Below are 26,532 nucleotides of genomic sequence, written 5' to 3' on the forward strand. Positions count from 1 at the left end.
TCACATGGGCGGACCAGTGCATGGGGGTGAAACCTCTCGTAGCAACAACTAGTGCGTACGAGAGTGGGTGATCGGACACACGGCGCGCCAGGTGTCACCCGTGCCGTTTGTCTGCCATGTCGCGATTGCGACACAGTGACGGGGGCGTAGACGTCCCGGGTTCAGCCGCGCGGGCGGTGGACGACCTTCTCCGTCGAGCGGCCGGGACAGACCACGATCAGGTGCTCCTCCAGCGACGTGTCGGGATCGTCCTCGTCCCAGGACGCCGTGCGGGCGTGGACGCGCAGGCGGTAGCGGCCAGGACCGGCGACGGCCAGGTTCGGCAGCGGCCCGGTCGCCCCGCTGTCGCCGCCCTTGGGACAGGCCGGCACCACCAGGCGGCCGCTGCGGCTGACGATGCCCACCTCGACCACCCGGTCCCAGCCGGCGAGCCGCAGCGGCGGGGCACGGTCGAACGCCTTGACCGTCAGGCACATCGGCGCGTTCTTCTCGGCGGTCACGATGGCGGCGCCGCTGCCCGCGGCGTCGATGAACCCGTCCTCGACGGCGCCGAGGACGTCGGCCTCCTCGCTCGCGCTCTCGTCGCGGTCGTCGAAGACGGCGTAGCCGCCGCCCTCGAACAACATGTACGCGGCGATGCCTTGCTCCAGGTCGGGACCGAGTCCGGAGTGGCTGAGGTACACGATGGCCGGCAGGCTGGATGTGCAGGCCCGGCCGGCCGGGGCCGTCATCGTCGTGGACGGGCGCGGGCGTGGAGAGCGGTGAGCTGTCGTTCGTGCCCGGACGAAGCGAAGGGGTACCAGCGGCCGTTGCTCCCGCGGCGGATCTCGATGTCGGCCGCGGGGTCGGTGACGCGGTTGTCGGCGACGGTCAGCGCAGCGCCCGAGTCGGGGCGCAGCGACGTGATCGCTGCGGTGGCCTGCTGGAGGACCTCGGGGCGCCGGGGTGCGGATGCAGGGTGACGTCCACCCCCTCGGCGCCGGCCAGCGTGTAGGTGTTCAGCAGGCGGCGGAAGGCTTGTGGTTCCATGTCGAGCCGGTGGGCAACGATTTCGGCGCGGTCGGCGGTTGGCAGGGAAGCGGCCAGGCGTATGGTGTCGGCGACCGGGTCCAGCTCAAGCGGAATGTCCTCGGCCAGGAGCTGCTGGGCCTGGTGGGCGGCCTGGGCCACCAGGTGCCCGAGCAGGTGCGGCGAGGGCGTCGGGGCCGGCGGCTCGGGCAGCTCCAGGCCTGGAGAGCTCGGGGACGCCAGGTCGCGGTCAACGGACTGGGCGGCCGTCAGCTGAGGGCGACGGAACTGTTGTCTTGCGACGGCTCACGGCGCACAGCGCCCCTTCGTTACATCTGCGGCGGTCACACTTTTCCCACTCGCCGGTCGCGATCGAGTGACTCCTCCGCATGGATCATCTCGCGCATGCTTCTGATCACGACTCCCTGTTCCATGGACTGACAGGAGATCATCATGCCCGGAGCACCCAAGGTGGCGATCGCGCGCGGGGCGGCCGCGTGCCTGCTCCTCTTATCGGCCACCCTGCTGTCGGCGAACCCCGCGGAGGCGACCACCTCTGCGGTGGCCTGCGGTGACGTCCTGACCACCAACGCCACGCTCACCGCCGACCTGACCTGTCCGGGCGGCGCCCTGACCATCGGGGCCGACAACGTCGACCTCGACCTCGACGGCCACACGATCACCGGCTCGGGCACCGGCAAGGGGCTGTCGGTCACCGGCCGGCGGGGTACCACCGTCCGCAACGGCACGATCACCGGCTTCACCTACGGGATCTACGCCGACTACGGCGGCTCCGCCCTCACCGCCACCGACGTACGGCTGCTCGCCCCCGTCGACGCCTGGCCGGGCACGGTCACCTTCACCGGCACCCGCAAGGACGCCTGCCTGATGTCCGGTCTGCGGCTGGTCGACGGGCTGCTCACGGTCGACCGGTGCACGTTGACCGGGCAGACCGTCCTGGTGCGCAGCTCCGGCTCGACGATCCGCAACAGCGCCCTGACCGGCGGAAGCCTCACCGTCAGCGCCACCGACCGGGGCGTCTTCACCGGCAACGTCTTCGACGCCTTCCCCATGGGCCTGTCCAACGACAGCCGCCGCAACCTCGTGCAGGGGAACGTCCTCAAGAACTCGCCCACCGCCGGCCTCAGCACGGACGAGACCTTCCTGCCGCAGAACGCGAACACCATCGAGTACAACGTGTTCATGGGCAACGACATCGGCCTGTACTCCAGCTCCATGCTGAAGCACCTCATCGTTCGCAAGAACGTGTTCAACGGCAACAAAACCATCGGCCTCCTCGCGGAGAACTCGTACGGGAGCAACAAGGCCGGTCCTGATCCCGTCTCCGACAACGTGTTCGTCGGCAACGGCCACAACCCCAGTGGTCTCGTCGACCGGCAGGGGCAGGTGGTCCAGGGCGGCATCCACCTGACGTCGCGCCTGGCCGTCACCCCGCCGGTCACCTTGAAGAACAACGTCGGCACCGGCAACGCCGGTTATCTGATCTGGGCGCCCCCGGGCACGGTCGCCGACGGCGGCGGCAACCAAGGACCCTGCGGACCCACTCCCAACCCTGCTCTGACCTGCTGGTGAGGCAGTCGGCGCCGACCCTGCCGCCAAGTGGTGTGCTCCAGTCGCCAGCCGTCGACGGTCGTGACCGGGGCCAGGTGGACCGTCGTTGTGCCGGCCCTGCCTGCACTTCGACGTAGCGGCGCCGGTCGTCGACGGGCGAGCACCCAGCGTGCCGAACTGGCCCCCCAGCCCAAGCCGGGGAAGAGAGGGGCTGGTTCGTCGTAACTGGATCCGGCACCCTCAGCCCGACGGGTCCGAATACAGACCACTTGATCAACGACTCCTACCAGTCTCAACCCGCGGGCCGCGGAGCGGGCGACCACGCGCACGGGAAGCGATTGATCAGATACGCATCGTTATCTACGCTGTCGTCATGTCACTCCCCACCGAGCCTATCGGCAGCATCCCCCGCCCGCCTGCCCTGCTGGCCATCGCAGCCTCCCAACCGGCCGAGGGAGCGTCCGCGCTGGCCGAGGCCCAGGACCAGGCCGTCCGTGATACCGTCCACCGTCTCCAGGAGCTGGGTTCGCCGGTGGTCACCGACGGCGAGCAGGCCAAGCCCAGCTTCGCCACCTACCCGATCGCCGGGCTCGACGGGCTCGTCCCGGACGGCGTGGTGATCCCCTTCGCCGACGGGCACCAGCGGCAGTTGCCCCGGCTGACGGCCGGACCGTTCCGCTACCAGGTCCACGCCGAGCGCTACCTGCGCGCCGCCCAGCGCCACGCGAGCGTGCCGGTCAAGCAGGCCGTCATCGCGCCGTCGGCGCTGAGCCTGCTCTACCCGGCCGAGGGCATCGACGGCTACCCGCGCGAGGCGTTCCTGGCCGACCTGGCCGACCAGGCCGAGGCCGACATCCGCGGCTGCCTGGAGGCCGGGGCGCACGTGGTGCAACTCGACTTCACCGAAGGCCGGCTCTCGCTCAAGCTCGACCCGAGCGGCGGGGTGCTGGACGAGTTCGTCGCGTTCAACAACAGCGTGCTGGAGCGCTTCACCGACGCAGAACGCGCGCGCATCGGGGTGCACACCTGCCCCGGCGGCGACCAGGACTCCACCCACAGCCTCGACGTCGACTACGCGGCCCTGCTGCCCAAGCTGTTCCGGCTCAAGGCGGGTAACTTCTACCTCCAACTGGCCAGCGAGGCCGACCCGGACAAGGTCCTGGCGGTCGCCGCCGAACACCTGCCCGCCGGTGCGCGGATCTTCGTTGGGGTGATCGACCCGGTGGACCCGCGTGTCGAGACCGCCGAGGAGGTCCGCGACCGCGTCCTGAGGGCCGCCCGCCACCTGCCCGCCGACCGGCTGGGCACCTGTGATGACTGCGGGTTCGCGCCGTTCGCCGACGACACCTCCACCTCCCGGGAGACGGCGTTCGCCAAGATCCGGGCCCGGCTTGAGGGCACAGAGCTGGCCTCGGCCGAGCTCGGCATCTGATCGTTGCGCCTGCCCGTCCGTGAGAACGGTGCCCAAGGACGAGCAGGTCACCCGCAAGGAGTTGGGCGGGGTGCGGCGCACGGACCGCAGCGTTACCCGCCTACCAAGTGCTGAACCGCGCCGACCGCCATCCTGGCCGTGACCAGCCTGCCCGCTCTCCCGGTCGCTGACGTCGACCGCCGCTCGATCCGGTCGACGTCGTCACCGACGTCAGCGACCGGGTCGACCGGGTCGACCGGTGAGTTGACGGGGGCGTGCTGGGGTGCGGGCAGGCTGGTCACGGCCCTGAAGGTACGCACCCGCGGGCAGCCGCGTGGGCGACTCCCGAAACTCTCGGAGAGCCGATCACCACTGGCCGCGATCCCGGTGGGGTGCCCGGTCGACGTCGTCGGAGATCCCCGCCCCCGGCACCTCGGGTACCAGGGCCGCCCCGTGCAGGGGTGCAGGCCGGCGGGGAGGCGGGCGCTCGCCAGGCGGACATGCCTGCCCGGGCCACGGCTCGCAGCGGGTCGTCCAGTTCAGCGTGTCCATGGCAGATGGCACGCATGGCATGGTGTCGAACTGCTCCGTTGTGAAGGCTCCGGGCGGTGCGTCGCGCCGGAAGGGGCACGGGCCGCAGGGAGCCTGACGGTGCTTGAGCGGGGCCACCTTCGCCGGCTCCGAGGCGAGGCGCTCAGGAGCGGGAGGGCCAGCGGCCGTCGCCCGTGGACGGGGCCGCCACGGCCGGGGGTGTTGAACCCGGCCATCAGGCCGCCGACGGTCAGCACGGCCAGGACGACCGCCGTCTGCGGCCGAGATGGTTGTTGTCGTTGGGCACGTCGAATTCCGTTCGGGAGGTTGGCGCGAATTCTCCGGTAAGCGCTTTCCGTCCGTTTGCCGCGAGTCAAGCACACGCTTCGACGGGGAGAAAAGGCGCGAGACCTCGAAGGCTGCAAACGCATGCAGCGATCTCGCAGAAGAGCATGCAGTGTGACGTGGCGCGCGGACATGAGGCGCAGGTCCGGACGTTTTCCCGGGCTTCAGGCCCTTGCCAGGATGTCGGATTTGTCTGATGTAACTTTCACGGCTGCGGGCTCGCGCGGTCGCCTCTTTACAGGCATGGCGGCGCGTGCTTGACTCGGCCCAACTCTCCGGAAAGCGCTTGCCCGCCCGTTCAACCGCTTCGAGCACCTGAAGGAGAGATGACGATGAGACGAGCGATCGCATGGCGGCTCAACACGGCGCTGGCCACAGCGGCCGTCGTGGGCCTGGGCCTGGTCGGCGTGGCGCTACCGGCGTTCCAGGCGTCGGCGGCCGCGGGCGGCGCCACCGGCTTCGCGACCGGCAACGGCGGCACCACCGGCGGCGCCGGCGGGTCCACGGTACGCGCCACCACGGGCACCGCGATCCACCAGGCCCTGTGCAGCAGGGCCAGCAGCTCCACCCCGATCGTCATCCAGGTCGAGGGCACCATCAACCACGGGAACACGACCAAGGTGTCGGGCCCGAGCTGCAACACCAACAGCGGCCTGATCGAGCTCAAGCAGATCAGCAACGTCACGATCGTCGGGGTCGGCGGCGGCGCCGTCTTCGACCAGCTCGGCATCCACATCCGCGAGTCCAGCAACATCATCGTCCAGAACGTGACCGTCCGGAACGTCAAGAAGTCGGGCTCCCCCACCTCCAACGGCGGCGACGCCATCTCCATGGAGAGCGACGTGCGCAACGTCTGGGTCGACCACGTCACCCTGGAGGCCTCGGGCGGCGAGGACGAGGGCTTCGACGGCCTGTTCGACATGAAGGACAACACCCAGTACGTCACCCTGTCCTACAGCGTCCTGCGCAACTCGGGGCGCGGCGGGCTGATCGGGTCGAGCGAGAGCGACCTGTCGAACAGCTACATCACCTTCCACCACAACCTGTACGAGAACATCGACTCCCGTGCGCCACTGCTGCGTGGCGGCGTCGCGCACATGTTCGACAACCACTACGCGAGCCTGAACAAGTCCGGCATCAACTCCCGGGCCGGGGCGCGCGCCAAGGTGGAGAACAACTACTTCGAGGACTCCAAGGACGTCCTCGGCACCTTCTACACCGACGAGATGGGCTACTGGCAGGTCGCCGGCAACGTCTTCGACAACGTGACCTGGTCCGCGCCCGGCGCCGAGAACCACCCGGCAGGCCCCGACCCGCGCTCCACCACCACCGTCTCCATCCCCTACTCCTACAGCCTCGATCCGGCGAACTGCGTGCCGGACGTCGTCCGCCGGACCGCGGGCGCGGGCAAGGGCCTGCAAGTGTCGGACGGCAGCTGCACGCCGACGACCCCCACGGCCACCCCCACCGGCCCCACGCCGTCCGCGACGCCGACGACCACCCCGACGACCGGCCCCACCCCCGGCGGGACGAACCTCAGCATCGGCGCCGGCTCCGACGGCTCCAGCAAGGCCGACGGCACGAGCTACGGCAACGTCCGCGACGGCGACCTGAGCACGTACTGGTCGCCGAACGGCACGACCGGTGACATCTCGATCAAGTGGAGCTCCGCCAGGACGGTGTCCGCGATCGTCATCCGCGAGGCGTCCGGCTCGGCGGGGACCATCGGGTCCTGGCAGGTCGTCAACGGCGGCACCGGCGCGGTGCTGAAGTCCGGCACCGGGGCGGGCGCGATCACGTTCTCCCCGGTCTCGCTGAGCAAGATCACCTTCAGGATCACCGGCGCGACCGGCGTCCCGAAGGTCGCCGAGTTCGAGACGTACGCCGCCTGACCCCCTCCGCCCGTGGGTCCGCCGGGCTCACGGGCGCCGCTTCGAACTGCACTGCTCCCGCTACCGCGAACCGGCGTGCTGACTCCCGGATCGCACAGGCGCCCGCCCCCTGCGTCAGGAGCACGATCTGCACATTCGGCCCCGAGGGTTCTGCACGCGGCCGATGCGGATGATCATATTCGGCCGTCGCGCCTTCCGGGTGCCCCGCGCCGCGCTGTCGGCGCGGTTAGCATGGGAGGCGATCGGGGATCGTGGCGACACTCGGCGACGAAGCGAGATCTCTGCATGCCTACGCCCCCGCGCAAGCTTCGCAACACCCTGACCTGGTACGCGTTCGGCCTCTCCTGCGCGGTGACGCTGCTGGTCGCGGTGCTCATGGTGTGGTTCGACCCGAAACTCACCACGGCGGCGGTGCTCTCCTCGATCGGTCTCAACCTGATCGCGTCCGTGGCCTTCGCCGTGGTGTTCTCCGTCCTGAGCTCGCAGGTGCAGCAGCGCAGCATGGAGGAGAACATCGGCCAGCACCTGGACGACCTGGCCACGGGCCTGCGCACCGAGGTGGCCTCGATGCACAAGGGCTTCATGCCGACGGCCGTCTACCCGTCCTTCGACCCGGTGGACGGCACGTACGGGGACGCCTTCAACAAGGACATGACGGCGAGCCTGGAGGCCACCGGGTTCTACGCCTTCTGCGGCCCGAGCGCCCGCTACGTCTCGGCCCGGCTGACCCGGTCCCGCCACTTCCCCCAGCAGGTCCGGGTCGCGATGCTCAACCCCGGCGACAAGCTGGCCATCTCGCGCCGCGCCACCGACCGGACCAACTGGACCAGGCTGGCGGGCAAGGACAACTCCACCCTGTCGGAGGAGCTGCGCGAGGAGCTCATCATGAGCACGGTCGCGCTGTTCGACTACCGCCACATCTGCCCGGTGGACCTGGCCTACATCGAGGACACCGCGACCTACCGGTTCGAGATCTTCGACGACGCCATCTACCTCTCCTGGTACCACGGCCCGCAGTCGATCTCCAAGGAGATGCCGGAGTCACTCAGGTTCGCCGCCGAGTCCTTCCTCTACCAGTTGCTCCGCCTCGACCTCATGCGCAGGTTCGAGATCGTCGAGAGCCGGGTGCGGTTCGAGGCGGGCCAGGACGACGCCTTCCTCATCGCCCACCTGACGGACGTGCTCGGCTCCTCGGTGTCGGCCGCCGACCTGGAGCGCTGGCGGCGGCGGTATCGGGAGTACACCGCGGACTTCGCCGGCTACCTCGACACCGTCTACGCCGAGCTCAAGATCTGAGGGGCCCCCGGGACGCCGTCACAGGGCTCCGGCGCGGGCCGCGGCCAGCGCCGCCGCGGCGGCCCGGTCGGCGGCGGCCTCGTCGAGGGGCTCCCCGGTGTTGAGCAGGGCGTAGTACAGGGGCGCGGACACGGCGGCGATCACCCGGCGCGGGTCGGTGCCGGGCGGCAGCTCGCCGCGCCCGATCGCGTCGGTGACGCAGCCGGCCCACTCCTCGATGCGGACGGCGTAGAAGCGGTGCAGCGCCCGGGCGGCCTCCCCGTCGCAGAGCGAGGCGGCGATCAGCGCCTTGAACAGGCGTCCCTGGCGGGGGTCGGTGAGGGTCCTCACCACCAGGCGGGCGTTGTCGCGCAGGTCCGCCTGCACGTCGCCGTTGCGGGCGCGGGGCAGCGAGGTCTCCGCCATGTCCTTGAGGAGGTCGGCGGCGAGCGCGCCGGGCGTGCCCCAGCGGCGGTAGACGGTGGTCTTGCCGACCTCCGCGAGGCGGGCGATGTCAGCCAGGTCGAGCCCGGCGAAGCCCTTCTCGGCCAGGGTGTCGCCGGCGGCCCGCAGCACGGCCTCGCGAACGCGGGCGGTACGCCCACCAGGACGGACGGCACCCGGCGGTGGGACGGCGGCCATACGGACTCCTCCTCGTTCGAACCCTTATCGGAACCTTAGTTCCCTTAACGTCGATCCTGGTGCTACTGTTCTCTCATCTTAACGGAACTAAAGACCCGTTTGCGGCGGCATGCCGACCGGCACGCCCGAGAGAAAGCCCTGCCATGACCACCACCACACCCCTGCCCGCCTCCGCCGCCCAGGCTCCGCCCCGGCGCCTGACCGGCCGCCTGCGCCTCGTCCTCGCGGTGCTCCTGGTCGCCCAGTTCATGCTGGCCGTCGACTTCTCGATCCTGAACGTGGCCCTGCCCGCCATCGGCGACGACCTCGGCTTCTCCCTGTCCGGCCTCCAATGGATCGCCACCGCCTTCGCCCTGTGCGCGGCCGGCTTCACCCTCTTCTTCGGCCGCATCGGCGACCTGGTCGGCCGCAAGCGCATCTTCCTCGGCAGCCTGGCGCTGCTCGGCGCGGCCTCGCTCGCCGGCGGGCTCGCCCCCACCCCCGACGTCCTCATCGTGGCCCGCATCGCCCAGGGGCTGGCGACGGCCGCCGCCACCCCGGCCGGGCTCGCGCTGCTCACCACGTCCTTCCCCGAAGGGCCGCTGCGGCAGAAGGCGCTCGGCCTCAACGGAGCCCTCATGTCCGCCGGGTTCACCGCGGGGGCCGTGCTCGGCGGCGTCCTGACCGACCTGCTCTCCTGGCGCTGGGCGTTCTTCGTCAACGTGCCCGTCGCCCTCGCCGTGCTCCTCGTCGCGCCCGCCGTCATCGCCGAGTCGCGGCCCGCCGGCCGTCCCCAGCTCGACCTGCCCGGCGCGCTCAGCGTGACCCTCGGGCTGCTCGGCGTCGTCTACGGCCTGACGCAGGCCGGCGAGCACGGCTGGACCCACCCGCTCGCCCTGGCCGGGCTGCTGGCCGGCGTCGTCCTGCTCGGCCTGTTCTTCCTGGTCGAACGGCGGGCCGCCGCGCCGCTCGTGCCGCTGCACGTCCTGCGCAAGCCGACCGTGGCCTGGGGCAACCTGCTCGGCCTGCTGGCCTTCGTCACCGAGACGTCCCTGGTGTACCTGCTCACCCTCTACCTGCAGAAGACCCTCGGCTTCACCGCCCTGGCCGCCGGGCTGTCGTTCGGCGTGCTGGGCCTCGGCACCGTGGCCGGCGGCCTGCTCGCCCCGAAGGCGATCGCCCGCACCTCGACCGTGGCCGTCCTGGTCGGCGGCGGGCTGCTGCAGGCGGTCAGCACCGGCGCGCTGCTGCTCCTCGGCGGCACCTCGGGCTCGATGGGGCTGCTGCTGCCCGCCACCTTCCTGGGCGGCGTGGGGAACATGCTGGTCATCGTCGGCTTCATGGTCACCGCCACCACCGGCCTGCCCGACCGTGAGCAGGGCCTGGCCACCGGGCTGGCCTCGATGTCCCAGCAGATCGGCATCACCATGGGCACGCCCATCATGTCCGCCATCGTCACCGCCGCCACGGCCGGGGCCGTGACCGGCGCGGCCGTCCTGCACGGCGTCACCGTCGCGATCGCGGTCAACGCGGCACTCGTCCTGCTCGGCGTCCTGGTCGCGGCGATCTTCCTGCGCGGCCGGCGCGACCGCGCGCACGCCTGACCCGCCCGCCTGACCCGCCCGCCCTCTCTCGTCGCGGAGCACATCATGGATCCTCAGCCCAGTGGCGCGGTGATCGCCGTGACCGGCGGACGCCGGGAGCCGTCGTGGTCACCTCTCGTCCTTCCCGGCTCGCCTCCCGTGCCGGTCCGCATCCACCGGCCGCACGGCCCGCCGCCCGCCGGGCTGCTGGTCTGGGCGCACGGCGGGAGCTGGCAGCGCGGCTCGGCCGCCGGCTGGCACGACGCCACCGCGGCCCTGGCCGACTGGTCCGGCTGGACGGTGATCAGCGTCGACTACCGGCTCGCGCCGCGCCACCGCCACCCCGCCGCCGTGCAGGACGTCCTCGCCGCCCTCGGCTGGGCCCACGGCCGGGCGGCCGGGATCCCGCTCGCGGTGGGCGGCGACAGCGCGGGCGGCACGCTCGCCGCCGTCGCCGCCCTGGCCGCCCGGGACCGCGGACTGCCGCTGGCCGCCCAGGTGCTGGCCTACCCGCCGTTCGACCCCGCCTGCGCCGGCGCGTCCTACCACCGCTCGCCGCCGGCGTTCCCGCAGGCCGAGCCGCTGCGCCGGGCCTGGCGTGCCTGGCGCGGCGACCGGCCGGCCGCCGTCCGCGACGCCGACGGCACCCGCCTGTACACCACGCACTGGGAGGCGCCCACCCTGGCCGGGGTGGCCCCCGCCGTCCTCGCCGTCGGCCGCGACGACCCCGTGCACGACGACGTCGAGTCCTACGCGCGACGGCTGCGCGCCGACGGCGTCCCGGCACGGCTGCTGCGCCCCCCGGGCGCCGTGCACGGCGACGTGCTGCGTCCCGGCCGTCCCCTTCTCCGGCTGCTCGCGCGGGCCCTGCGCGGGCCGGGCCCGTCCCACCATCGAGAGGACCACCGATGAACGTTCCCCCCGCCCCCCTTGAGGCGCTCGTCCGCCACTTCGCCGACCTGCGCGACGGCACCCACGCCGGGCACGTCACCCGCCGGGGCAAGCAGGACGCCTTCCGGCGGGCCGTCGAACTCCTCGACGCGCCGGCCCGCCGGGTGCTGGCCGAGTTCGACCGGCACCTCCTGCTGGGCACCGGCGCCGTCGAGGCCACCGGCACGCGGGCCGACGCCGCTGGCGGCAGCTTCGCCGCCTGGACGCTGTCGTGGCCGGCGCAGCGGGCGGCGGGCCTCGCGCCGATCGCCCTGACCGCCCACTACGGCGCCGGGTTCCACCATCCGCACCTGCGGGGCGCCACCGTGGGGGAGTGGCCGCTCAACGTCACGGACGCCGAGCAGGCCGCGGAGCTCGTCCCCGTCCTGCGCGCCATCGCCGCCGCCGACCTGCACAACCTGGTCTTCCAGCGCGACTGGCGCATCGTGCCCGCCCTCCGCCAATGACGGAACTACGCGCCCACCGGCCCGCCGGCCTCCCGCACGGCGTCCATGAAGGCGCGGTACGGCAGGCCGCCCGCGCCGCTCCACATCTTCTGGGCCAGCACGGCGAAGGTGGGCTCGACCAGGTCGCGCACGTCGTCCTCGGTGTAGGGAGCCGCGGTGATGTCGTTCCACACCGCCGACATGGCGCCCAGCAGCTGCGGATCGCCGGGGGCCACGCTCTGGCCGTCGGGGAAGACGTGCGGCGCCCAGTGGTCGTACAGGTACTCGCCGTCCAGGCCGTCGGGGTGGTAGTAGGTGGCGGCCGGGACGATGTAGAGCAGGGAGTCGCTGGTGTTGACGAAGGAGTAGCCGTCCCGCGCGGCCTCGTGCGGGCCGTACCAGACGGTGGCCCAGCAGTTGATCACCACGTCCCGGTCGTAGCCCTCGGGGACGCCGCCCGCCATCCTGGTCAGGCTGCCCCACGCGCGCGGACGTTTGCCCAGCGCCCGCAGGTGGGCCGCCATCGCGTTGAAGAACTCCCGGTAGCGCGGCTCGTCGGCCAGGTACTCGTCGGCCCCGAAGTGCGCGTGCGGGCCGCGGAACCAGGGGACGAACTCGGTGAACACGTCCTTGACGAACTGCGTGGACTCCGGCTTCGACAGGTCCAGATGGTCGTCCCCCAGCCCCAGCGAGGGACGGAACCGGACGAACGCCAGCGAGTGGGCGGGCGCGTCGATCTCGGGCACGAGGGTGACGCCTTCGGCCGCCGCCGCCTCCTCGAAGGAGTCCCAGTCGGCCCGGTCGTAGGCGCCGTCGGCCGAGGCCAGCCCGGCCAGCGCGGGATCCTCCGGCACCAGGCGGAAGCCCGCCTGCACCTGCGACCAGGTTCCGTCCGGGGCCAGGAAGCCGTTGTCGTTGAGGTGCAGCTGCAGCTCGTTGAGCTTGAACCAGCCCATGACGGCCAGCTGCTCGCGGATGAAGCCCGGCGTGAAGAAGCGGCGGCCCACGTCCAGCATGAAGCCGCGCACCGGGTAGTCGGGCCAGTCGGCGGCGGCGCCCACCGGCAGGCCGGCGGTGGTGCGCAGGATCTGCAGCAGGCTGCGCGTGCCGTAGAACAGGCCGGTGGGCGTGGGCGCGGAGATCCGCACCTGCTCGCCGGTGACGGCGAGCAGGTAGCCCTCCTCGGCGAAGCGGGCGCCGCCCGCCTCGCACGTGAGCGCCGGGTCGAGGGTCAGGACGACGTCACCGGCGCCCGCCGGCCCGCGGGCCGCGGTCAGGGTCAGGCCGGCGACCTGCCCGATCTCCCGGACGAGCCGGTCACGCAGGGCGGCCTCGTCGCTCACGACCCTGGCCAGCGCGGCCCGGGGGAGCACGCCGGCGCCGCCGTCCCACTGCTGCAGGCGCGGCACGACGACCGGGCACGGGTTACCCAAGGCCGGCCTCCTCCCGGATCTCCACGACCGGCTCATGGCAGCCGTCCAGTTCGAGGACGACGAGCTCGTTGCCGCCCGCGCGCAGCAGCGGCCAGGGCAGGTAGAGGGTGCGCTGGGGGCCCCGGTCCCAGTAGCGGCCCAGGCAGAACCCGTTGACCCAGACGTACCCCTTGGTCCAGCCGGGCAGGGCCAGGTAGGCGTCGCGCGGCTCGGCCACGGTGAGCGTGCCGCGGTGGAAGACCGGCCCGGTCGTCGCGCCCGTACGGCCCCACGGCAGCCCGGACACGTCGTCCAGCGGGATGGGCACGGCCTCCCAGTCGTGCACGTACTGCCGCTCGTGCCGCACGCCGCCGACGATGCCCTTGCGGTCGCCCAGCCGGGGGCCGTAGTTGACCCGGCCCATCGACTCGACCAGCAGCTCCACCACCGCCGACGGGCCGGGCACCGCGACGGGCACGCCGGTCAGCCGGTCGCGTTCGAGCACCGCCACCGGCTCTCCGTCCACGAACAGGTGGGCCCGGTCGGCCAGGCCGTCGACGTGCAGCTCGTACGGACCCCGCGGCCCGTGCACGGTGGCCCGGTACAGCACCAGGCCGTGGGCCAGCCCGAGCTCCTCGAACGTCGGCGGGCGCGCCGAGCGGCCCGCGACCGGCGGCAGCGCGTCGAACAGCCGCAACGACTGCGTCAGCTCGACGGCGCCGGGCGGCAGCGTCGGCGGCAGCGGCTCCGGCTCGGGCACCTGGCCCTCCCGGTGGGCGGCCAGCACCTTCCTGAAGGCCCAGAACTTCTCGGTCGGGGCGCCCCGCTCGTCGATCGGGGCGTCGTAGTCGTAGGAGGTGACGGTCGGCTGGTACTCCCCGTCCTGCAGGTCGCCGCCCAGGTTGGCGCCGGCCCAGGTGCCGAAGTTGGTGCCGCCGTGGGCCATGTAGAGGTTGACCGACGCGCCCGCGGCGAGCATGCGTTCCAGGATGCCGGCCACCTCGGCGGCGTCCCGGGTGGTGTGGGTGTCGCCCCAGTGGTCGAACCAGCCGTTCCAGAACTCCATGCACGCCGGCGGGTCCTCGGGCCGGAAGCGGGCCAGCTCGGCGAAGGAGCCTTCGGGGTCGGAGCCGAAGTTCACCGTCGCCCGCACGCCCGGCAGGGTGCCGCCGGAGAGCATGTGGTCGATCGCGCCGTCGGAGGTGAACAGCGGGACGTCCAGGCCGCGCTCCCGCAGCCCGTCGGCCAGCCAGGCCAGGTAGCGCCGGTCGGAGCCGTAGGAGCCGTACTCGTTCTCGACCTGGACCATGCTCACGTTGCCGCCGCGGGTGACCTGCCGGGCGGCGACGATCGGGATCACCTCGTCGAAGAAGCGACCGACGTGGCCGAGGAAGGTCTCGTCGTGGCAGCGCAGCCGGGCGTCCCGGTCGGCCAGCAGCCACCAGGGCAGGCCGCCGTTGTCCCACTCCGCGCAGATGTAGGGCCCGGGCCGCACGATCGCCCGCAGCCCCTCCTCGGCCGCCAGGTCCAGGAAGCGGCCCAGGTCGGCCCGGCCGGTGAAGTCGAAGCGGCCGGGCCGCGGCTCGTGCAGGTTCCAGGCCACGTACGTCTCGACGGTGTCCAGGCCCATGGCCCGCAGCATGGCCAGGCGCTGCCGCCACTGCTCCGGAAGGACCCGGAAGTAATGCATCGCTCCCGACAGCACCTGAGTCATGCCTTCATTCTCCTGATCTGGTCAGCGGGTGACGATCTCGTAGAGGGCGAGGTTGCCCCAGTCGAGGTTCGCCTTGTGGACGATCAGCCGGATCTTCTGGGTGGACACCGGCGCGGGCAGCCGCATCGTGCTGGTCTCGACGGTGGCGCTGCTGGAGGGCCAGTCGATGAGGTGGTGGTCGACCCGGGTGACCCAGGAGTCGCCGTCCCAGGTCTGGAGCGAGACGTCCGTGACGCCCTGGCCCTTGGCCCAGGCGGTGTGCAGGGTGACCTCGGCGACGGTCCGCGGCGCGCGGTAGTCGACGGTGATGTCGCCGGGGAAGGTCACCCCGGTCGAGGCCGAGGCCCACGGCGTGCCGGGGTCGCCGTCGATCAGGTTCTCCAGCGCGGACGCCGACACGAACGACGAGGTGGCCACCGGCACGCCGCCGGGCGGCAGGTACGGCTCCGCGGCGGCGGGCACGCTCAGCCGCACCTCGCCGATCCGGAAGCGGCCCTCGCCGGTGACGACCAGCCGCATCCGGCGTGTGGTGACCTGCTCGGGCAGCGTCACCGCCTGCTTCGCGCCGCTCGCCCTGGTCCGCCAGGTGCGGCCGTCCTCGGAGGTCTGGACGTCGAACGCGAAGTCCGGCGACCCGCTCACCTCGACCCGGCCGAAGGTGCGGGGCACGGCGTAGGTCAGGTCGACGGCGCCGGGGAAGCGCGGCCTGGGCACGCTCTGCCAGAAGGTGTCCGGGTCACGGTCGGCCAGCCGCTCCAGATGGCCCTTGGGCGTGAACGTGCTGCTCACCCGGGGGAGCGGGACGGCCCGCTGGTAGGCCCCGAGGTCGGGCGCCGCGTCCGGGACGGGCGTGCCGGCCAGGTCGGTCACCTGTCCGTGGGCGGGCAGGGTCACGCCCGCGTCGAACACCGGCGAGCCGTCGAGCGGGCGGTAGCCGTCCAGGCCGCCGGAGCCGGGCGAGGCCAGCCGGGGGTCGGCCACGATCGCCTCGTGGTCGGGCCCCGTCGGCGGCTGCGGCGTGCCCCAGTACAGGTTGTGGTCGTAGATCGCGCCGTTCTTGCCGTCGAACCCGGCGCCGGCCGCGTTGAGGAACACGTTGTCGCGCACCGTGACGCCCGCGGCGTCGTTGTAGATCCGCACGACCTTGCCCAGCGGGTACCTGCCGGCCCCGGCCAGCGGCGGCTTGACCTCCACCACCCGGCCGTCGGCGTAGACGGTGTTGTTGTGGATGTCGGTGCCGTGGGTGGCGGTGGACAGCCCGAACACCTCATAGCCGTCGCTCTCGCTGACGTTGTAGCGGACCACGGTGTCGCGGGTGGGCGCGCCGGCGAAGGACACCGCGATGAAGAACCCGCCGTCGTTGTGGTGGCTGTAGTTGTACTGCACGATGCTGCGGTTGTTGTCGGCGTCGGAGTCGAAGCCGTGCCCGTCGGAGCCCGGCCCGTTGAACCCGGTGCCGCTGACCTCGTTGCGCTGGACGACGAGGTCGTCGTTGCCCTGCCACCAGATGCCGACGTTGCCGCCGGTCGGCTTGGTCCGGCCGGTCACCGCCCGCTCGACCTTGTTGCCCTCGACCAGCGCGCCCTTGGTGTGCATCGGGGTGATGCCGCCGCCGGTCACGTCATGGACGTGGTTGCCGCGGATGGCGACGCCCGTGCTGGGCGTCCAGGCGACCACCTCGCTGTCGGGGATGCCGGTCTCGACCGGGTAGAGGCTGGTCATGCCGTTGCGGCGGGACCAGGTGGACCACATGATGATCCCGTAGGAGCCGATCTTCGAGATCTCGTTGTCCTCGATGACCAGCCGGTCGAACCAGGTCGGCGTCCGGTTGCCCCTGATCGAGATCAGCAGCCCGGCGGTGGCGACGCTGTGGCCGCCGGCGCCGTCCACGTCGTGGATGTCGAGGTTGCGCAGGGTGACGTTCGCCAGCCTGCCGGAGTCCTTGGCGTACAGGTTGACGCCGGTGCGGTAGACGGCCCGGCCGTCGCCGTTGGTCACCTGGAGGCCGTCCACGACGAAGTCGTGCACGTCGGCGATCGTGACGGCGGCGCCGTCCAGCCCGCCGCCCTCGATCAGCGGCTTGGCGCCCTGGCCGTAGGAGCCGACCGTCGCCGGGGCGCCGGGCGCGCCGGCGCCCCTCAGGGTGAGCCTGCCGGTCCAGCGCTGCCCGGCCCGGAACAGCAGCCGGTCGCCGGGGCCGAGCCTCAGCTCGCCGGCCTTGTCCAGGCTGCGCCAGGCGGTGGCCGGGGTCGAGCCGTCGGCGGCGTCGTCGCCGGCCGAGGCGTCGACGTAGTAGGTGGTGCCGGTCGCGGCCTGCGCGGGGGTGGCGGCCAGAAGTCCGGCGAACAGCGTTAAAGCGGTGACGATGACGCGCAAGAGCGGGCGTCCTTTCCAGGTCATTTGCCGATACCGGCCGTCATGCCTTCGACGACCCGCCGGCCGAGCCAGATGTAGAGGATGACCATCGGATAGATGAGGATCACGATCCCGGCGAACAGGCCGCCCCAGTCGGAGCTGTACTGCATGGTCGAGTACAGGTTGAGCAGGGCCGCCGGCAGCGTGCGCTCCTCGGGCAGCGGGGTGATGATCAGGACCAGCAGGGTGGAGTTCCACAGGCCGATCACGTTGAGCACGAGCACGGTGGTCAGGCCCGGCCGGGCCAGCGGCGCGATCACGCGGACGAACGCCGTCAGCGGCCCGGCGCCGTCGAGCTCGGCGGCCTCCTCGACCTCCCTGGGCAGCGACCGGAAGTAGCCGGTCAGGACGAACACCGCGAACGGCAGCGACAGGACGACCTCGAACACCAGCAGCGTGATGCGGTTGTCCCACCAGCCGGTGACCCAGTCCTCCATGAACGTGTAGACCGACAGCTTGGCCACCACGATCGGGATCGCCATGGTCTGCAGCGGGATGCTCAGCCCGACGGCGAAGAACCCGGTGATCGGCCCGGCGATCCGCCGCGACGACCGCGACAGCGCGTAGGCGGCGGGCGCCGCGATCGCGACGATGAGGAACGAGCCGAGCGCGGTCAGCACGACGCTGTTGAGCGCGGCGATCGAGAACTGGCCGGCCTGCCAGGCCGAGTCGTAGTTCTCCCAGGCGGGGGAGTCGGGCAGCGCGAACGGGTGCAGCCACACCTCGCCGGAGGACTTCAGCGACTGCAGGCCGACCCAGGCGACCAGGGCCAGGTTGAAGGCCACCCACGCCCACAGGGCGACGGCGGTCAGCCGGGGCAGCAGCAGATCGCCCAGCAGCCGGGCCAGCGGACGCCTCACCGGGACGGTCGTCATGACAGCTCCACGCTCTCTCGGCGGGTGATGCGGCGCACCAGGACGATCAGCACGATGGTGATCAGGGTCACCACGACGCCCATCGCGGCGCCCGACCCCAGCTCGGGCACGCCGCCCCCGGTGATCACCGTGTACTGCTGCACGGCCACGGTCCTGGCCTGCAACGGCGGGGCGCCGGGCGTGCCGCCGGTGGTGAAGGCGATCACGATCTCGAACACCTTGAGGCTGTTGACCACCCACAACACGGCGGCGACCGCGAACACGTCCCAGGTGAGCGGCAGCGTGATGTGGCGGAACTGCTCCCACTTGGTCGCGCCGCCGAGCACCGCGTCCTCGTACAGGTGGGGCGGGATGCCGTCCACGGCCGACATCATCAGGGCGATGTAGAAGCCGGTGGAGGACCAGACCAGCCCGCCGATGACGCACCGGAAGACCAGGTCGGGGCCGAGCCAGGGCAGCCCGTCGATGCCCGCCCAGCCCAGCACCTGGTTGACGACGCCGCCGGGGTTGAGCAGGAACCCGACCGCGGCGCCCACCGCGATCGCCGAGATGATCATCGGGAGGAAGACGACGGACCGGATGAAGGCCCGTCCCTTCAGGTGGCGCAGCGCCATCATCGACAGGAACGTGATCCCGAAGACCAGCGCGCCGCCCGCGATCGCCAGGAGGAACGTGTTGCCGAACGACTGCAGGAACGCGTCGTTGCGCAGCAGCGCCTGGTAGTTGCGCAGGCCGCGCCACTCCATCTCGGCGCCCGGCCCGGCCCAGCGGTACAGGCTGACCCACACGCCGTAGAAGGAGGGCAGCACGAACAGCAGCGTGTAGAGCGCGAGCGCGGGCAGCAGGAAGGGCCAGAAGGCCCGTTCCCGCGCCGGCCGCAGGATCTTGCCGCGGTACGGATCCCGCGACGGGAGCGCCGTCTCCGCAACGAGGGAGCCGTATGCCATGTCAGCCCTTGTTCGCGAGGTGGTCGGCGGTCTTCTTCTTGCCCTGCGCGACGAACTCGGCGGCGTCGATCTTGCCCGCCAGGAGCTGGTCGTCCAGGGGCAGCAGGAGGTCGACCCAGTACGCCTTGTCGGCGGCCAGGGTGTCGTAGGTCTTGTGCACGGCGGGCGCCTCGGCGATCGCCTTCTGCACGTCGGCGAGGAAGTCGGGGGCGGGGATGTCGGGCCGCGAGGGGATGTTGAGCGCCTCGGTGGAGATGCGGCTCAGGTACTTGCTCTGCAGCGCGAAGGCCAGGAACTCCTTGGCCGTCTCGACGTTCTTGCCCTTGGCGTTGACGCCCCAGCCGAGCGCGCCGACCTCGACGGAGTCCTTGCCGCCGACCGGGAGCTGGAAGGAGCGGATCTTGGCGCCGGGCGGGGTCTTCGCCTTGACCTCGCTGGCCAGCCAGGTGCCGTTGATGTTGAGGGCGGAGTTGCCCTGCGCCCAGTCGTCCTGCGCGGCCGGGTACTTCGTGGCCATGTGGTCCTTCTGGAAGTAGCCGCCCTTGGTGAGCTGCTCGACCTGCTTGGCGGCGGCCAGCACCTCGGGCCTGTCCCAGGCGGCGGCGTCCTTCGACAGCGCCAGCAGGCTGCCGGCGCCGTTGGCGCGGACCAGGGCCGAGTAGAACCAGTAGACGTTGTAGAAGGGGATCGTGCCGTCCTGGCCGATGCCGGTCCGGCCGGCGGCCTTCTCCTTGTCGAGGAAGGCGATCAGGTCCGCCCAGCTGCGCGGCGGGTTGGCGGCCAGCTCGGGGCGCTTGGCGGCGTCGTACCAGACGGCGGTGGAGATCACGGTGTGCGGGAGGAGGCCCATCCCCTTGTCGTCGGAGGCGGCCTGCCTGACCGAGTCGGGCAGCACGTCGCCGACGGTCTTGCCCTCGCCGGGCACCTGCTTGGTGAGCAGGTCGTCCAGCGGGGCGGCCAGGTTCTGGGCCCGCCAGCCGGGCAGGTTGTCGGTCGCGGCGTCGAACAGGTCGGGGCCCTGGCCGGCGGCCATCTCGGTGGGCAGGTTCTCGGTGCCCTTGCGGCCGACGAACTTCGCGTCCACCTTGACGTTGTTCTGCTTGGCGAAGTCGTCCAGAATCGCCTTGAAGATCTTGGCCTGCGGCTCCTGCTCGCCCCAGGAGGAGCGGTAGACGAGGGACTTCTGCTCGGCCTGCCCGGCCGGGGCGCCGCTGTTCTTGTTGCCGCACGCGGTCACACCGAACGCGAGCGCGCCGACCGCCACCAGTGCGGCCGTCCGGGAGAGGACGTTGGTCATGGTTGTCACCTTTCAAGGGGGGAGGGCTCGGCGAGAGTGATCACCGTGCCGGACAGGCGGGCGCGCTCGGCCGCCCAGACCACGCGGTGCGTGGCCAGGCTCTCGTGGCCGCTGGACCGGATCAGCGCCGGGTCGCCGCTGGTCACGGCGTCGAGGAAGGCGTCCATCAGGCCGTCGTCGCCGCCTCCGTGGCCGCCGGCCATCGAGGCCCCGGCGCCGGTCCTGGTGTCGATCTCGGTGATCCGGTCGGTGAGGAAGTCGTGCAGGCGCAGGCGCACGCCGTCGCCGTCGATGGAGCCGTGCGTGCCGAAGATCCGGGTCTTGCGGTGCTCCAGGGCGGCGAAGGCGGTGACGGTGAGCGAGGCGGTGGCGCCGTCGGCGAACTCCAGGTTCACCACCTGGCTGTCGACCACGTCGTTGTCGCAGGCGAACACGCACCTGCCGTACGGGCCCTCGCGCAGCGCGGTCAGCACGCCCTGCTCCGTGTGGTCGGCGGTGACCGCCGACAGCGGCCACCACTCCTTGTCCGGGTCGCCCAGGCAGCCGAGGTAGAGCCGCTTGGCCGAGTACGGGCAGGTGGCCTCCACCGGGCAGTCGAGGCAGTTGGCCGTGGCGCCGGCCGGGGCCTGCTCCTCGCGGAAATAGACGAGATCGCCGAAGGAGGACACCCGGTGCGGCAGACTGCCCTTGACGTAGGCCATCCAGTCGAGGTCGTGGCAGGCCTTGGCCAGCAGCAGCGGAGCCGACTCCGCCTCGTTGCGCCAGTTCCCGCGGACGAAGGAGTGCGCCTGGTGCCACCAGCCGACCTGCTCCAGGTGCTGGATGTTCATGATCTGGCCGACGGCGCCCCGGTCGAGGAGCGACTTGAGGGCCCGCGTGTAGTCGGTGTACCGCATGACGTGGCAGACGGCCAGCATGACCCCGTTGCGCTCGGCGGCCTCGGCGATGCGCGCGGCCTCCTCCTCGGTCGGGGCCATCGGCTTCTCCAGCAGGATGTGGTAGCCGAGGTCGGCCGCGGCGACCGCGGGCTCGGCGTGCATCCGGTCCTGGGTGCCGATGATCATGGCGTCGGCCAGCCTGCCGGCCGCGACGAGGTCGGCCCAGTCGGCGAAGACGTTGCCCGGCGCGATGCCGTGCTCGGCGGCGAAGGCGGCGCGGCGTCGCGGATCAGGCTCGGCGACCGCCACGACCCTCGCGCGGCCGGTCGTCAGGGCCCGGCGGGCGTACAGCGTGCTCCGCAGCCCCGCGCCCGCGACGGCGAGCGTGACGACGGGTTCCGACATCGATGTCCTTCCGGTTTGCCACTTAGTAATTAAAGCTGTTTTTATTAGTCCCTGTTTGTATTGGTCGCCAGGCAGCACTGTCAAGGGGGGTCCATGCGGAAGGTCGCGCTCCAAGGAAGCGACGCACATCGCTTGCGGCGGATCAACATGATCGCGACGCTGCGGGCGATCCGCGCGGCGGGCGTCGTCCCGCTCACCGACCTGGCCCGCCGTGCCGGGCTGTCCAGGCCGACCGTGGAGGGCCTGGTCGAGGAGCTGCACGGGCACGGATGGCTGGAGGAGGTCGCCCCCGAGGCCGGCCAGATGGGCAGGCCGGCCCGCCTCTACCGGTTCCGGGCCACCACCGGCTACGTCGTCGGCGTCGACATCGGCTCATCCAGCGTCCGCGCCCAGGTGACCGACCTGGAGGGCGACCCCGTCGGCCTCGGCTTCACCCGCGTGCAGGCCGACTACGGCCGGGCCGAGCGGCTGGCGGCCGTCCGCGCGACGATGGCGGCCGCGCTGGCGGAGGCCGGCGTCACCGCCGACCAGGTGCTGTCGGTGGCCGTGGGCACCACCGGCGTGGTGAGCCCGTCCGGGACGGTCCGCCTGTGCGTGGGGCTGCCCGAGTGGACGGGCCTGGACCTGGCGGCCGAGGTGGGCCGCGACTACCCCTGCCGGGTCCTGGTGGAGAACGACTGCAACCTGGCCGCCCTGGCCGAACGGTGGGCCGGAGTGGCCCGCGAGGTGGACGACGTGGTGTTCGTGCTGTCGGGCGTGCGCACCGGCGCCGGCATCCTCGTACGCGGCGAGCTGCACCGCGGCGGGCGCGGCATGGCGGGCGAGATCGGCGCGCTGCACCTGGTCGGCTGGCACCGCGCCCCCGACCACCTGGCGCGCTTCGCCCCCGGCGCCGCGCCGGAGGAGGTGGCCGGGCTGGTCTTCGCCGCGGCCAGGGAGGGCGACCCCGCCGCCCGGTGGGCGGTCGAGCAGTACGCGCACGACCTGGCCGAGGGCATCGCCGCCATCGTGCTCACCGTGGACCCCGACCTGGTGGTGGTCGGCGGCGGCGTCTCGCGCTCGGGCGACGTGCTCATGGAGCCGCTGCGCCGGCACCTGGACCCGCTCTGCCTCGAACCGCCCGCGCTGGAGATCTCCACCCTCGCCGACCAGGCCGTCGTGCTCGGCGCCGTCCGGCACGCGCTCAACCACGTGGACGAGCTTCTCTACGACGTGGATCTCCCTCTTGACCTGACCCTCTTCAGGCAAGATATTAAAGCTTGATTAATTAGTAACTCGGGCGCCCGACCGTCACCTCCCAAGGAGTTGCCGTGTTCCGAGTTCTCTTACCGTGCGCCGCGCTGGTCCTGACCTTCGTGGCCGCGCCCGCCCCGGCCTATGCCGCCACCTCCTACTACGTCGACCCCGCGGGCAACGACGCGGCCGACGGGCACTCCCCGTCCACCGCGTGGCGGACCCTCGACAAGGTCAACGCCCAGACGTTCCAGCCCGGCGACACCGTCCGCTTCAAGGCCGGCGGGCAGTGGACCGGGCGGCTCGCGCCGCGCGGCTCGGGCTCGGCCGGCAGCCCGGTCACCTTCACCTCCTACGGCGCCGGCGCCCGGCCGTCCATCGCCGGCGGCGGCGTCGTGGACGCGGCCGTCAAGCTCGCCGACCTGCACGACGTCGTCCTGGACGGGTTCGAGGTGACCAACACCGGGTCGGGCAGCACGCCGCGCATCGGCATCGCGGTCACCGCCACCGACCTCGGCGCCGTCCCCCGGGTCACCGTGCGCGGCAACCACGTGCACGCCATCCAGGGCGCAGCCTCCGGATCGCAGTCGTCCAACCCGTCGGCGGGCGGGATCATCGTCAGCGCGCTGGGCAAGAACACCGCCACCTACTACCAGGACCTGCTCATCGAGGACAACGAGGTCGCCGACTCCCGTTCGTACGGGATCGTCACCTGGTCGCAGTGGATGCAGCGCGAAGGCTGGACGTCCCTGTGGAGCGACCTCATGGGCATCCCCGCCGCCGACTACCGGCCCTGGACGCCGAGCACGGGCGTGGTCGTCCGCGGCAACGACGTGCACGACATCTCGGCGGGCGGCATCACCGTCATGCAGGCCCAGGGCGCGCTCATCGAACGCAACCGGGTCGCCAGGACCGCCCAGAACCACGGCAACGTCGGCATCTGGTGGGCCGGGGCCGACGACACCGTGGTCCAGTTCAACGAGGTGTCCGGGACGAAGTACTGGGGCCTGGCCAGCGACGGCAACGCCTTCGACGCCGACGCCTCCGTCCACCGCAGCCTGGTCCAGTACAACTTCAGCCACGACAACGAGGGCGGGTTCTTCATCGCCGTCTCGACCGGCACCGGACCGGCCGAGGCGACCATCCGCTACAACGTCAGCCAGAACGACGCCAACCAGGTCTTCGCCTTCTCCACCAACTCCAGGAACATCGACGCCTACAACAACACCGTCTGGGTCCCGCTGACGCCGTTCATCCAGAACCATCCGGACCGGGCCGCCTTCAGCCTGGTCAAGGTGTGGAGCAGCTCGGTGAGCAACATCCGGCTGCGCAACAACGTCATCCACAACGGCGCCAACCTGCCCTACAACGACGGCGGCGCCGTCCAGTACGACCGCAACCTCTACCACTCCGGCCCGATCCCCGGCGGCGACAGGGCGGCCCTGTCCGGCAACCCGCTGCTGACCGCGCCCGGAAGCGCCACCACCCTCGGCGACCTGTCCGGATACCTCCCGACGGCGTCGTCCCCCGTCCTGCGGCAGGGGCTGGAGATCGCCTCCGACGGCGGCCGCGACGTCTCCGGCACGGCCCTGCCCTCGGGCATGCCCGACCTCGGCGCCCTCCAGCGGACGGCGGGCGCCGGCCTGTCCGAGCCCGCCGCGACCGTGACCACCTCCTTCGGCAACGGCCAGAGCACCACCCCCGCCGCCCTCACCGACGGCTGGGACTACACGACCTGGGCCAGCCCGTCCTCCGGCGTCACCTATCCGGGCACCGTCACCCTCACCTTCCCCAGCCCCAGGACGGTCGGCGAGGTCGTGCTGGCCACCCACTTCGGCCAGGGCCAGGGCATCACCTCCCTCGACGTCCAGACCTGGAACGGCTCGGCCTGGGTGACCCAGACGGCCGGCGCGGCGATCAGCTGGGCGAGCAACACCGCCACGGTCGAGCGCCGGTCGGTGCCGCTGCCCGCGCCGGTCACGACCACCCAGGTGCGCCTGGTCGTCAAGGCCGCCAACCACACCTGGGGCAACCTGTCCGTCAGCGAGATCACGACCCGCTGAGCCCGTCCCCCCTCAAGGCCGCGCCGGGACTCCCGGCGCGGCCTCCCCGCCGCCGGGTTGACCTCAAGCGCGGTTGAGATTGCACGATGTCCTGGCCCCCTTGACCGCATTCCCGATCAGGACAGGACGTTCATGAAGCTGGAGATCTACGCCGACGTGCTGTGCCCCTGGTGCTACATCGGCAAGCGGCGCCTGTCCCGCGCGCTGGCCGGGCACCCCGCCCGCGACGCCGTCGAGGTCGTCTGGCGCAGCCACGAGCTCGCGCCCGACGAGGGCCGGACCCCAGGCCCGACCGCCGCCGAGGCCATGGCGGGCTGGTGGGGGGAGCAGGCTCCCGCCCGCGTCGCCCACATCCGGGAGGTGGGCGCGGCCGAGGGCCTGGCGCTGAACCTGCACCTGGCCAGGCCGGTGAACACCTTCGACGCCCACCGGCTGGTCAAGCTGGCCGCCGTCCGCGGCCGGGCCGAGGAGATGATGGAGGCGCTGCTGTACGCGTACCACACCGAAGGGCTCAACGTGGCCGACGCCGAGGTCCTGCGGGACCTGGCCGCACAGGCCGGGCTGGACGGCGCGGAGGCGCGCGCCGTCCTGGCCGGCGACGAGTACGCCGAGCAGGTGCGCGCCGACCGGCGTCGCGCGGCCGGGCACGGCGTCACCGGCGTGCCCAGCCTGGTGATCGACGGCCGCCCGCCGGTCTCCGGGGTCCAGCCAGTCGCCGACCTGCGACGGCTGCTCGGGGCCCCGACCGGCTGAGGCCGTCCCGGCCGGTCAGCGACTGTGATCGAGGGCCGGTTCGTCCTCCTTGCGGCGAGTCGCCCACAGGAAGATCAGCGCTCCGGCGAACAGCACGATCGAGGTCCACTGGTTGATCCGCAGGCCCAGGAGCGTCACCGCGTGGTCCACGCCGCCGACCGGGTCGATCCGCAGCCCCTCGATCCAGAACCGTCCGGCGGTGTAACCGGCGACGTAGAGGGCGAACAGCCGGCCGCGGTCCGGCCTCAGCCGCCGGCCGGCCAGGATCAGCGCGAAGCCGAGGGCCGCGTCCCACAGGGACTCGTACAGGAACGCCGGGTGGTAGAGCGTGCCCGGCAGGCCGCCGTGCGCCTGGTCGATCTCCAGGCCCCACGGCAGCGTGGTCGGGCTGCCGTACAGCTCCTGGTTGAACCAGTTGCCCCAGCGGGCGATGGCCTGCCCGAACGCGATGCCGGGCGCGATCGTGTCGGCCACCGGCCCGAGCAGCAGCCCCCGGCGGCGGCAGGCCAGCCACACGCCCACGCCGCCCAGGGCGACCGCGCCCCAGATCCCGAGCCCGCCCTCCCAGACGAACAGCGCCCGGTACGGCTCCTTGATCGCGCGCGGGCCGAAGTAGGTCTGCCAGTCGGTGATGACGTGGTAGAGCCGGCCGCCGACCAGCCCGAAGATCACCGCGGGCATCGCGATGTCGCCGATCGTGCCCGGCTCGCCGCCACGGGCGCGCCAGCGGCGCTCGCTCAGCCAGATGCCGAACCCGATGGCGACGATGAAGCACAACGCGTAGGCCCGGATCGGGACGAACCCGAGATGCCAGACCCCTTGGGAAGGGCTGGGAATCGAGGCGAGGGGCATGCCGGTGACGCTAGCCGACGAACGGCTCGCGGGTCCCTGCCCGTGACCTGATCGCAAGCCGCGATCAGTCCCGG

At 72.0% G+C, this 26,532-nt stretch carries 22 protein-coding genes; 10 read left to right on the forward strand and 12 right to left on the reverse strand.

Going from position 1 to position 26,532, the window contains the following annotated elements; genetic code table 11:
* Window positions 1-161: 161 nt before the first annotated feature.
* A complete protein-coding gene (locus ACIBQ8_RS32905) occupies window positions 162-683 on the reverse strand; it encodes a hypothetical protein (protein ID WP_397193838.1) in 522 nt (173 codons plus the stop codon).
* 187 nt (window positions 684-870) lie between these two features.
* Window positions 871-1,170 (reverse strand): hypothetical protein, encoded by a 300-nt coding sequence (locus tag ACIBQ8_RS32910; RefSeq protein ID WP_397193839.1) that lies wholly within the window; start codon window positions 1,168-1,170, stop codon window positions 871-873.
* Window positions 1,171-1,461: 291 nt separating this feature from the next.
* Here ACIBQ8_RS32910 and ACIBQ8_RS32915 point away from each other — a divergent pair, with 291 nt between their 5' ends.
* Together ACIBQ8_RS32915 and ACIBQ8_RS32920 are read left to right on the forward strand one after the other, a co-directional pair.
* On the forward strand, window positions 1,462-2,601 hold the full coding sequence (locus ACIBQ8_RS32915; RefSeq protein ID WP_397193840.1) for a right-handed parallel beta-helix repeat-containing protein: 1,140 nt from the start codon (window positions 1,462-1,464) through the stop codon (window positions 2,599-2,601).
* A 352-nt stretch (window positions 2,602-2,953) separates the two neighbouring features.
* Window positions 2,954-4,012 carry a cobalamin-independent methionine synthase II family protein gene (locus ACIBQ8_RS32920; RefSeq protein WP_397193841.1) on the forward strand — a complete coding sequence of 353 codons (1,059 nt, stop codon included), beginning with the start codon at window positions 2,954-2,956 and terminating at the stop codon, window positions 4,010-4,012.
* Between the two features lie 92 nt (window positions 4,013-4,104).
* Here ACIBQ8_RS32920 and ACIBQ8_RS32925 read toward each other — a convergent pair whose 3' ends face one another.
* On the reverse strand, window positions 4,105-4,293 hold the full coding sequence (locus tag ACIBQ8_RS32925; protein WP_397193842.1) for a hypothetical protein: 189 nt from the start codon (window positions 4,291-4,293) through the stop codon (window positions 4,105-4,107).
* A gap of 906 nt (window positions 4,294-5,199) precedes the next feature.
* Here ACIBQ8_RS32925 and ACIBQ8_RS32930 point away from each other — a divergent pair.
* Window positions 5,200-6,759 carry a polysaccharide lyase family 1 protein gene (locus tag ACIBQ8_RS32930; RefSeq protein ID WP_397193843.1) on the forward strand — a complete coding sequence of 520 codons (1,560 nt, stop codon included), beginning with the start codon at window positions 5,200-5,202 and terminating at the stop codon, window positions 6,757-6,759.
* Between the two features lie 285 nt (window positions 6,760-7,044).
* On the forward strand, window positions 7,045-8,055 hold the full coding sequence (locus ACIBQ8_RS32935) for a hypothetical protein (RefSeq protein ID WP_397178336.1): 1,011 nt from the start codon (window positions 7,045-7,047) through the stop codon (window positions 8,053-8,055).
* A gap of 18 nt (window positions 8,056-8,073) precedes the next feature.
* Here ACIBQ8_RS32935 and ACIBQ8_RS32940 read toward each other — a convergent pair whose 3' ends face one another.
* Window positions 8,074-8,676: a TetR/AcrR family transcriptional regulator C-terminal ligand-binding domain-containing protein gene (locus ACIBQ8_RS32940; protein WP_397178335.1), complete on the reverse strand. Its 603-nt coding sequence runs from the start codon at window positions 8,674-8,676 to the stop codon at window positions 8,074-8,076.
* Between the two features lie 143 nt (window positions 8,677-8,819).
* On the opposite strand from ACIBQ8_RS32940, the gene ACIBQ8_RS32945 reads away from it, so the two are divergent.
* Genes ACIBQ8_RS32945 through ACIBQ8_RS32955 form a run of 3 tightly spaced genes read left to right on the forward strand, consistent with a single transcriptional unit; the run spans window position 8,820 to window position 11,635 of the window.
* Window positions 8,820-10,259, forward strand: coding sequence for an MFS transporter (locus tag ACIBQ8_RS32945; RefSeq protein ID WP_397193844.1), 1,440 nt, complete (start codon window positions 8,820-8,822; stop codon window positions 10,257-10,259).
* Between the two features lie 45 nt (window positions 10,260-10,304).
* Window positions 10,305-11,150: an alpha/beta hydrolase gene (locus ACIBQ8_RS32950; RefSeq protein WP_397193845.1), complete on the forward strand. Its 846-nt coding sequence runs from the start codon at window positions 10,305-10,307 to the stop codon at window positions 11,148-11,150.
* A complete protein-coding gene (locus tag ACIBQ8_RS32955) occupies window positions 11,147-11,635 on the forward strand; it encodes a hypothetical protein (protein ID WP_397193846.1) in 489 nt (162 codons plus the stop codon). Before ACIBQ8_RS32950 ends, ACIBQ8_RS32955 begins: the two co-directional genes overlap by 4 nt.
* 5 nt (window positions 11,636-11,640) lie before the next feature.
* On the opposite strand, the gene ACIBQ8_RS32960 is transcribed toward ACIBQ8_RS32955, so the two are convergent.
* The 7 genes from ACIBQ8_RS32960 to ACIBQ8_RS32990 are packed head-to-tail and all read right to left on the reverse strand — an operon-like array spanning window position 11,641 to window position 21,557.
* Window positions 11,641-13,047, reverse strand: a complete 1,407-nt coding sequence (locus tag ACIBQ8_RS32960) for a family 20 glycosylhydrolase (protein ID WP_397193847.1) — start codon at window positions 13,045-13,047, stop codon at window positions 11,641-11,643.
* Window positions 13,040-14,740 (reverse strand): beta-galactosidase family protein, encoded by a 1,701-nt coding sequence (locus ACIBQ8_RS32965; RefSeq protein WP_397193848.1) that lies wholly within the window; start codon window positions 14,738-14,740, stop codon window positions 13,040-13,042. Before ACIBQ8_RS32965 ends, ACIBQ8_RS32960 begins: the two co-directional genes overlap by 8 nt.
* Before the next feature lie 21 nt (window positions 14,741-14,761).
* The gene (locus tag ACIBQ8_RS32970) at window positions 14,762-17,116 is read right to left on the reverse strand and encodes a discoidin domain-containing protein (RefSeq protein WP_397193849.1); all 2,355 of its coding nucleotides are present in this window, start codon (window positions 17,114-17,116) and stop codon (window positions 14,762-14,764) included.
* A gap of 20 nt (window positions 17,117-17,136) precedes the next feature.
* Window positions 17,137-18,030: a carbohydrate ABC transporter permease gene (locus tag ACIBQ8_RS32975; protein ID WP_397178328.1), complete on the reverse strand. Its 894-nt coding sequence runs from the start codon at window positions 18,028-18,030 to the stop codon at window positions 17,137-17,139.
* On the reverse strand, window positions 18,027-18,977 hold the full coding sequence (locus ACIBQ8_RS32980; protein ID WP_397178327.1) for a carbohydrate ABC transporter permease: 951 nt from the start codon (window positions 18,975-18,977) through the stop codon (window positions 18,027-18,029). The genes ACIBQ8_RS32975 and ACIBQ8_RS32980 overlap by 4 nt, the downstream gene beginning before the upstream one ends.
* A 1-nt stretch (window position 18,978) precedes the next feature.
* A complete protein-coding gene (locus tag ACIBQ8_RS32985) occupies window positions 18,979-20,274 on the reverse strand; it encodes an ABC transporter substrate-binding protein (protein ID WP_397178326.1) in 1,296 nt (431 codons plus the stop codon).
* A gap of 5 nt (window positions 20,275-20,279) precedes the next feature.
* On the reverse strand, window positions 20,280-21,557 hold the full coding sequence (locus ACIBQ8_RS32990) for a Gfo/Idh/MocA family protein (RefSeq protein ID WP_397193850.1): 1,278 nt from the start codon (window positions 21,555-21,557) through the stop codon (window positions 20,280-20,282).
* Window positions 21,558-21,689: 132 nt separating this feature from the next.
* Between ACIBQ8_RS32990 and ACIBQ8_RS32995 the strand changes: the two genes are divergently transcribed.
* The 3 genes from ACIBQ8_RS32995 (at window position 21,690) to ACIBQ8_RS33005 (ending at window position 25,606) form a co-directional block, all read left to right on the forward strand.
* Window positions 21,690-22,820 carry an ROK family protein gene (locus tag ACIBQ8_RS32995; protein WP_397178324.1) on the forward strand — a complete coding sequence of 377 codons (1,131 nt, stop codon included), beginning with the start codon at window positions 21,690-21,692 and terminating at the stop codon, window positions 22,818-22,820.
* A gap of 47 nt (window positions 22,821-22,867) precedes the next feature.
* A complete protein-coding gene (locus tag ACIBQ8_RS33000; RefSeq protein WP_397193851.1) occupies window positions 22,868-24,853 on the forward strand; it encodes a right-handed parallel beta-helix repeat-containing protein in 1,986 nt (661 codons plus the stop codon).
* A 132-nt stretch (window positions 24,854-24,985) separates the two neighbouring features.
* The gene (locus tag ACIBQ8_RS33005) at window positions 24,986-25,606 is read left to right on the forward strand and encodes a DsbA family protein (protein ID WP_397193852.1); all 621 of its coding nucleotides are present in this window, start codon (window positions 24,986-24,988) and stop codon (window positions 25,604-25,606) included.
* A 15-nt stretch (window positions 25,607-25,621) separates the two neighbouring features.
* On the opposite strand, the gene lgt is transcribed toward ACIBQ8_RS33005, so the two are convergent.
* On the reverse strand, window positions 25,622-26,458 hold the full coding sequence (lgt, locus tag ACIBQ8_RS33010; protein ID WP_397193853.1) for a prolipoprotein diacylglyceryl transferase: 837 nt from the start codon (window positions 26,456-26,458) through the stop codon (window positions 25,622-25,624).
* Between the last annotated feature and the right edge of the window lie 74 nt (window positions 26,459-26,532).

This window comes from Nonomuraea sp. NPDC049646, assembly GCF_044465525.1.
GTDB lineage: Bacteria > Actinomycetota > Actinomycetes > Streptosporangiales > Streptosporangiaceae > Nonomuraea.

Excerpts from the sequence above, each read along its gene's own strand:
- ACIBQ8_RS32915 (WP_397193840.1), top strand. The coding sequence starts at position 1,462 with ATGCCCGGAGCACCCAAGGTGGCGATCGCGCGCGGGGCGGCCGCGTGC.
- ACIBQ8_RS32920 (WP_397193841.1), top strand. The coding sequence starts at position 2,954 with ATGTCACTCCCCACCGAGCCTATCGGCAGCATCCCCCGCCCGCCTGCC.
- ACIBQ8_RS32930 (WP_397193843.1), top strand. The coding sequence starts at position 5,200 with ATGAGACGAGCGATCGCATGGCGGCTCAACACGGCGCTGGCCACAGCG.
- ACIBQ8_RS32935 (WP_397178336.1), top strand. The coding sequence starts at position 7,045 with ATGCCTACGCCCCCGCGCAAGCTTCGCAACACCCTGACCTGGTACGCG.
- ACIBQ8_RS32940 (WP_397178335.1), bottom strand. The coding sequence starts at position 8,676 with ATGGCCGCCGTCCCACCGCCGGGTGCCGTCCGTCCTGGTGGGCGTACC.
- ACIBQ8_RS32945 (WP_397193844.1), top strand. The coding sequence starts at position 8,820 with ATGACCACCACCACACCCCTGCCCGCCTCCGCCGCCCAGGCTCCGCCC.
- ACIBQ8_RS32950 (WP_397193845.1), top strand. The coding sequence starts at position 10,305 with ATGGATCCTCAGCCCAGTGGCGCGGTGATCGCCGTGACCGGCGGACGC.
- ACIBQ8_RS32955 (WP_397193846.1), top strand. The coding sequence starts at position 11,147 with ATGAACGTTCCCCCCGCCCCCCTTGAGGCGCTCGTCCGCCACTTCGCC.
- ACIBQ8_RS32965 (WP_397193848.1), bottom strand. The coding sequence starts at position 14,740 with ATGACTCAGGTGCTGTCGGGAGCGATGCATTACTTCCGGGTCCTTCCG.
- ACIBQ8_RS32975 (WP_397178328.1), bottom strand. The coding sequence starts at position 18,030 with ATGACGACCGTCCCGGTGAGGCGTCCGCTGGCCCGGCTGCTGGGCGAT.
- ACIBQ8_RS32980 (WP_397178327.1), bottom strand. The coding sequence starts at position 18,977 with ATGGCATACGGCTCCCTCGTTGCGGAGACGGCGCTCCCGTCGCGGGAT.
- ACIBQ8_RS32985 (WP_397178326.1), bottom strand. The coding sequence starts at position 20,274 with ATGACCAACGTCCTCTCCCGGACGGCCGCACTGGTGGCGGTCGGCGCG.
- ACIBQ8_RS32990 (WP_397193850.1), bottom strand. The coding sequence starts at position 21,557 with ATGTCGGAACCCGTCGTCACGCTCGCCGTCGCGGGCGCGGGGCTGCGG.
- ACIBQ8_RS33005 (WP_397193852.1), top strand. The coding sequence starts at position 24,986 with ATGAAGCTGGAGATCTACGCCGACGTGCTGTGCCCCTGGTGCTACATC.
- lgt (WP_397193853.1), bottom strand. The coding sequence starts at position 26,458 with ATGCCCCTCGCCTCGATTCCCAGCCCTTCCCAAGGGGTCTGGCATCTC.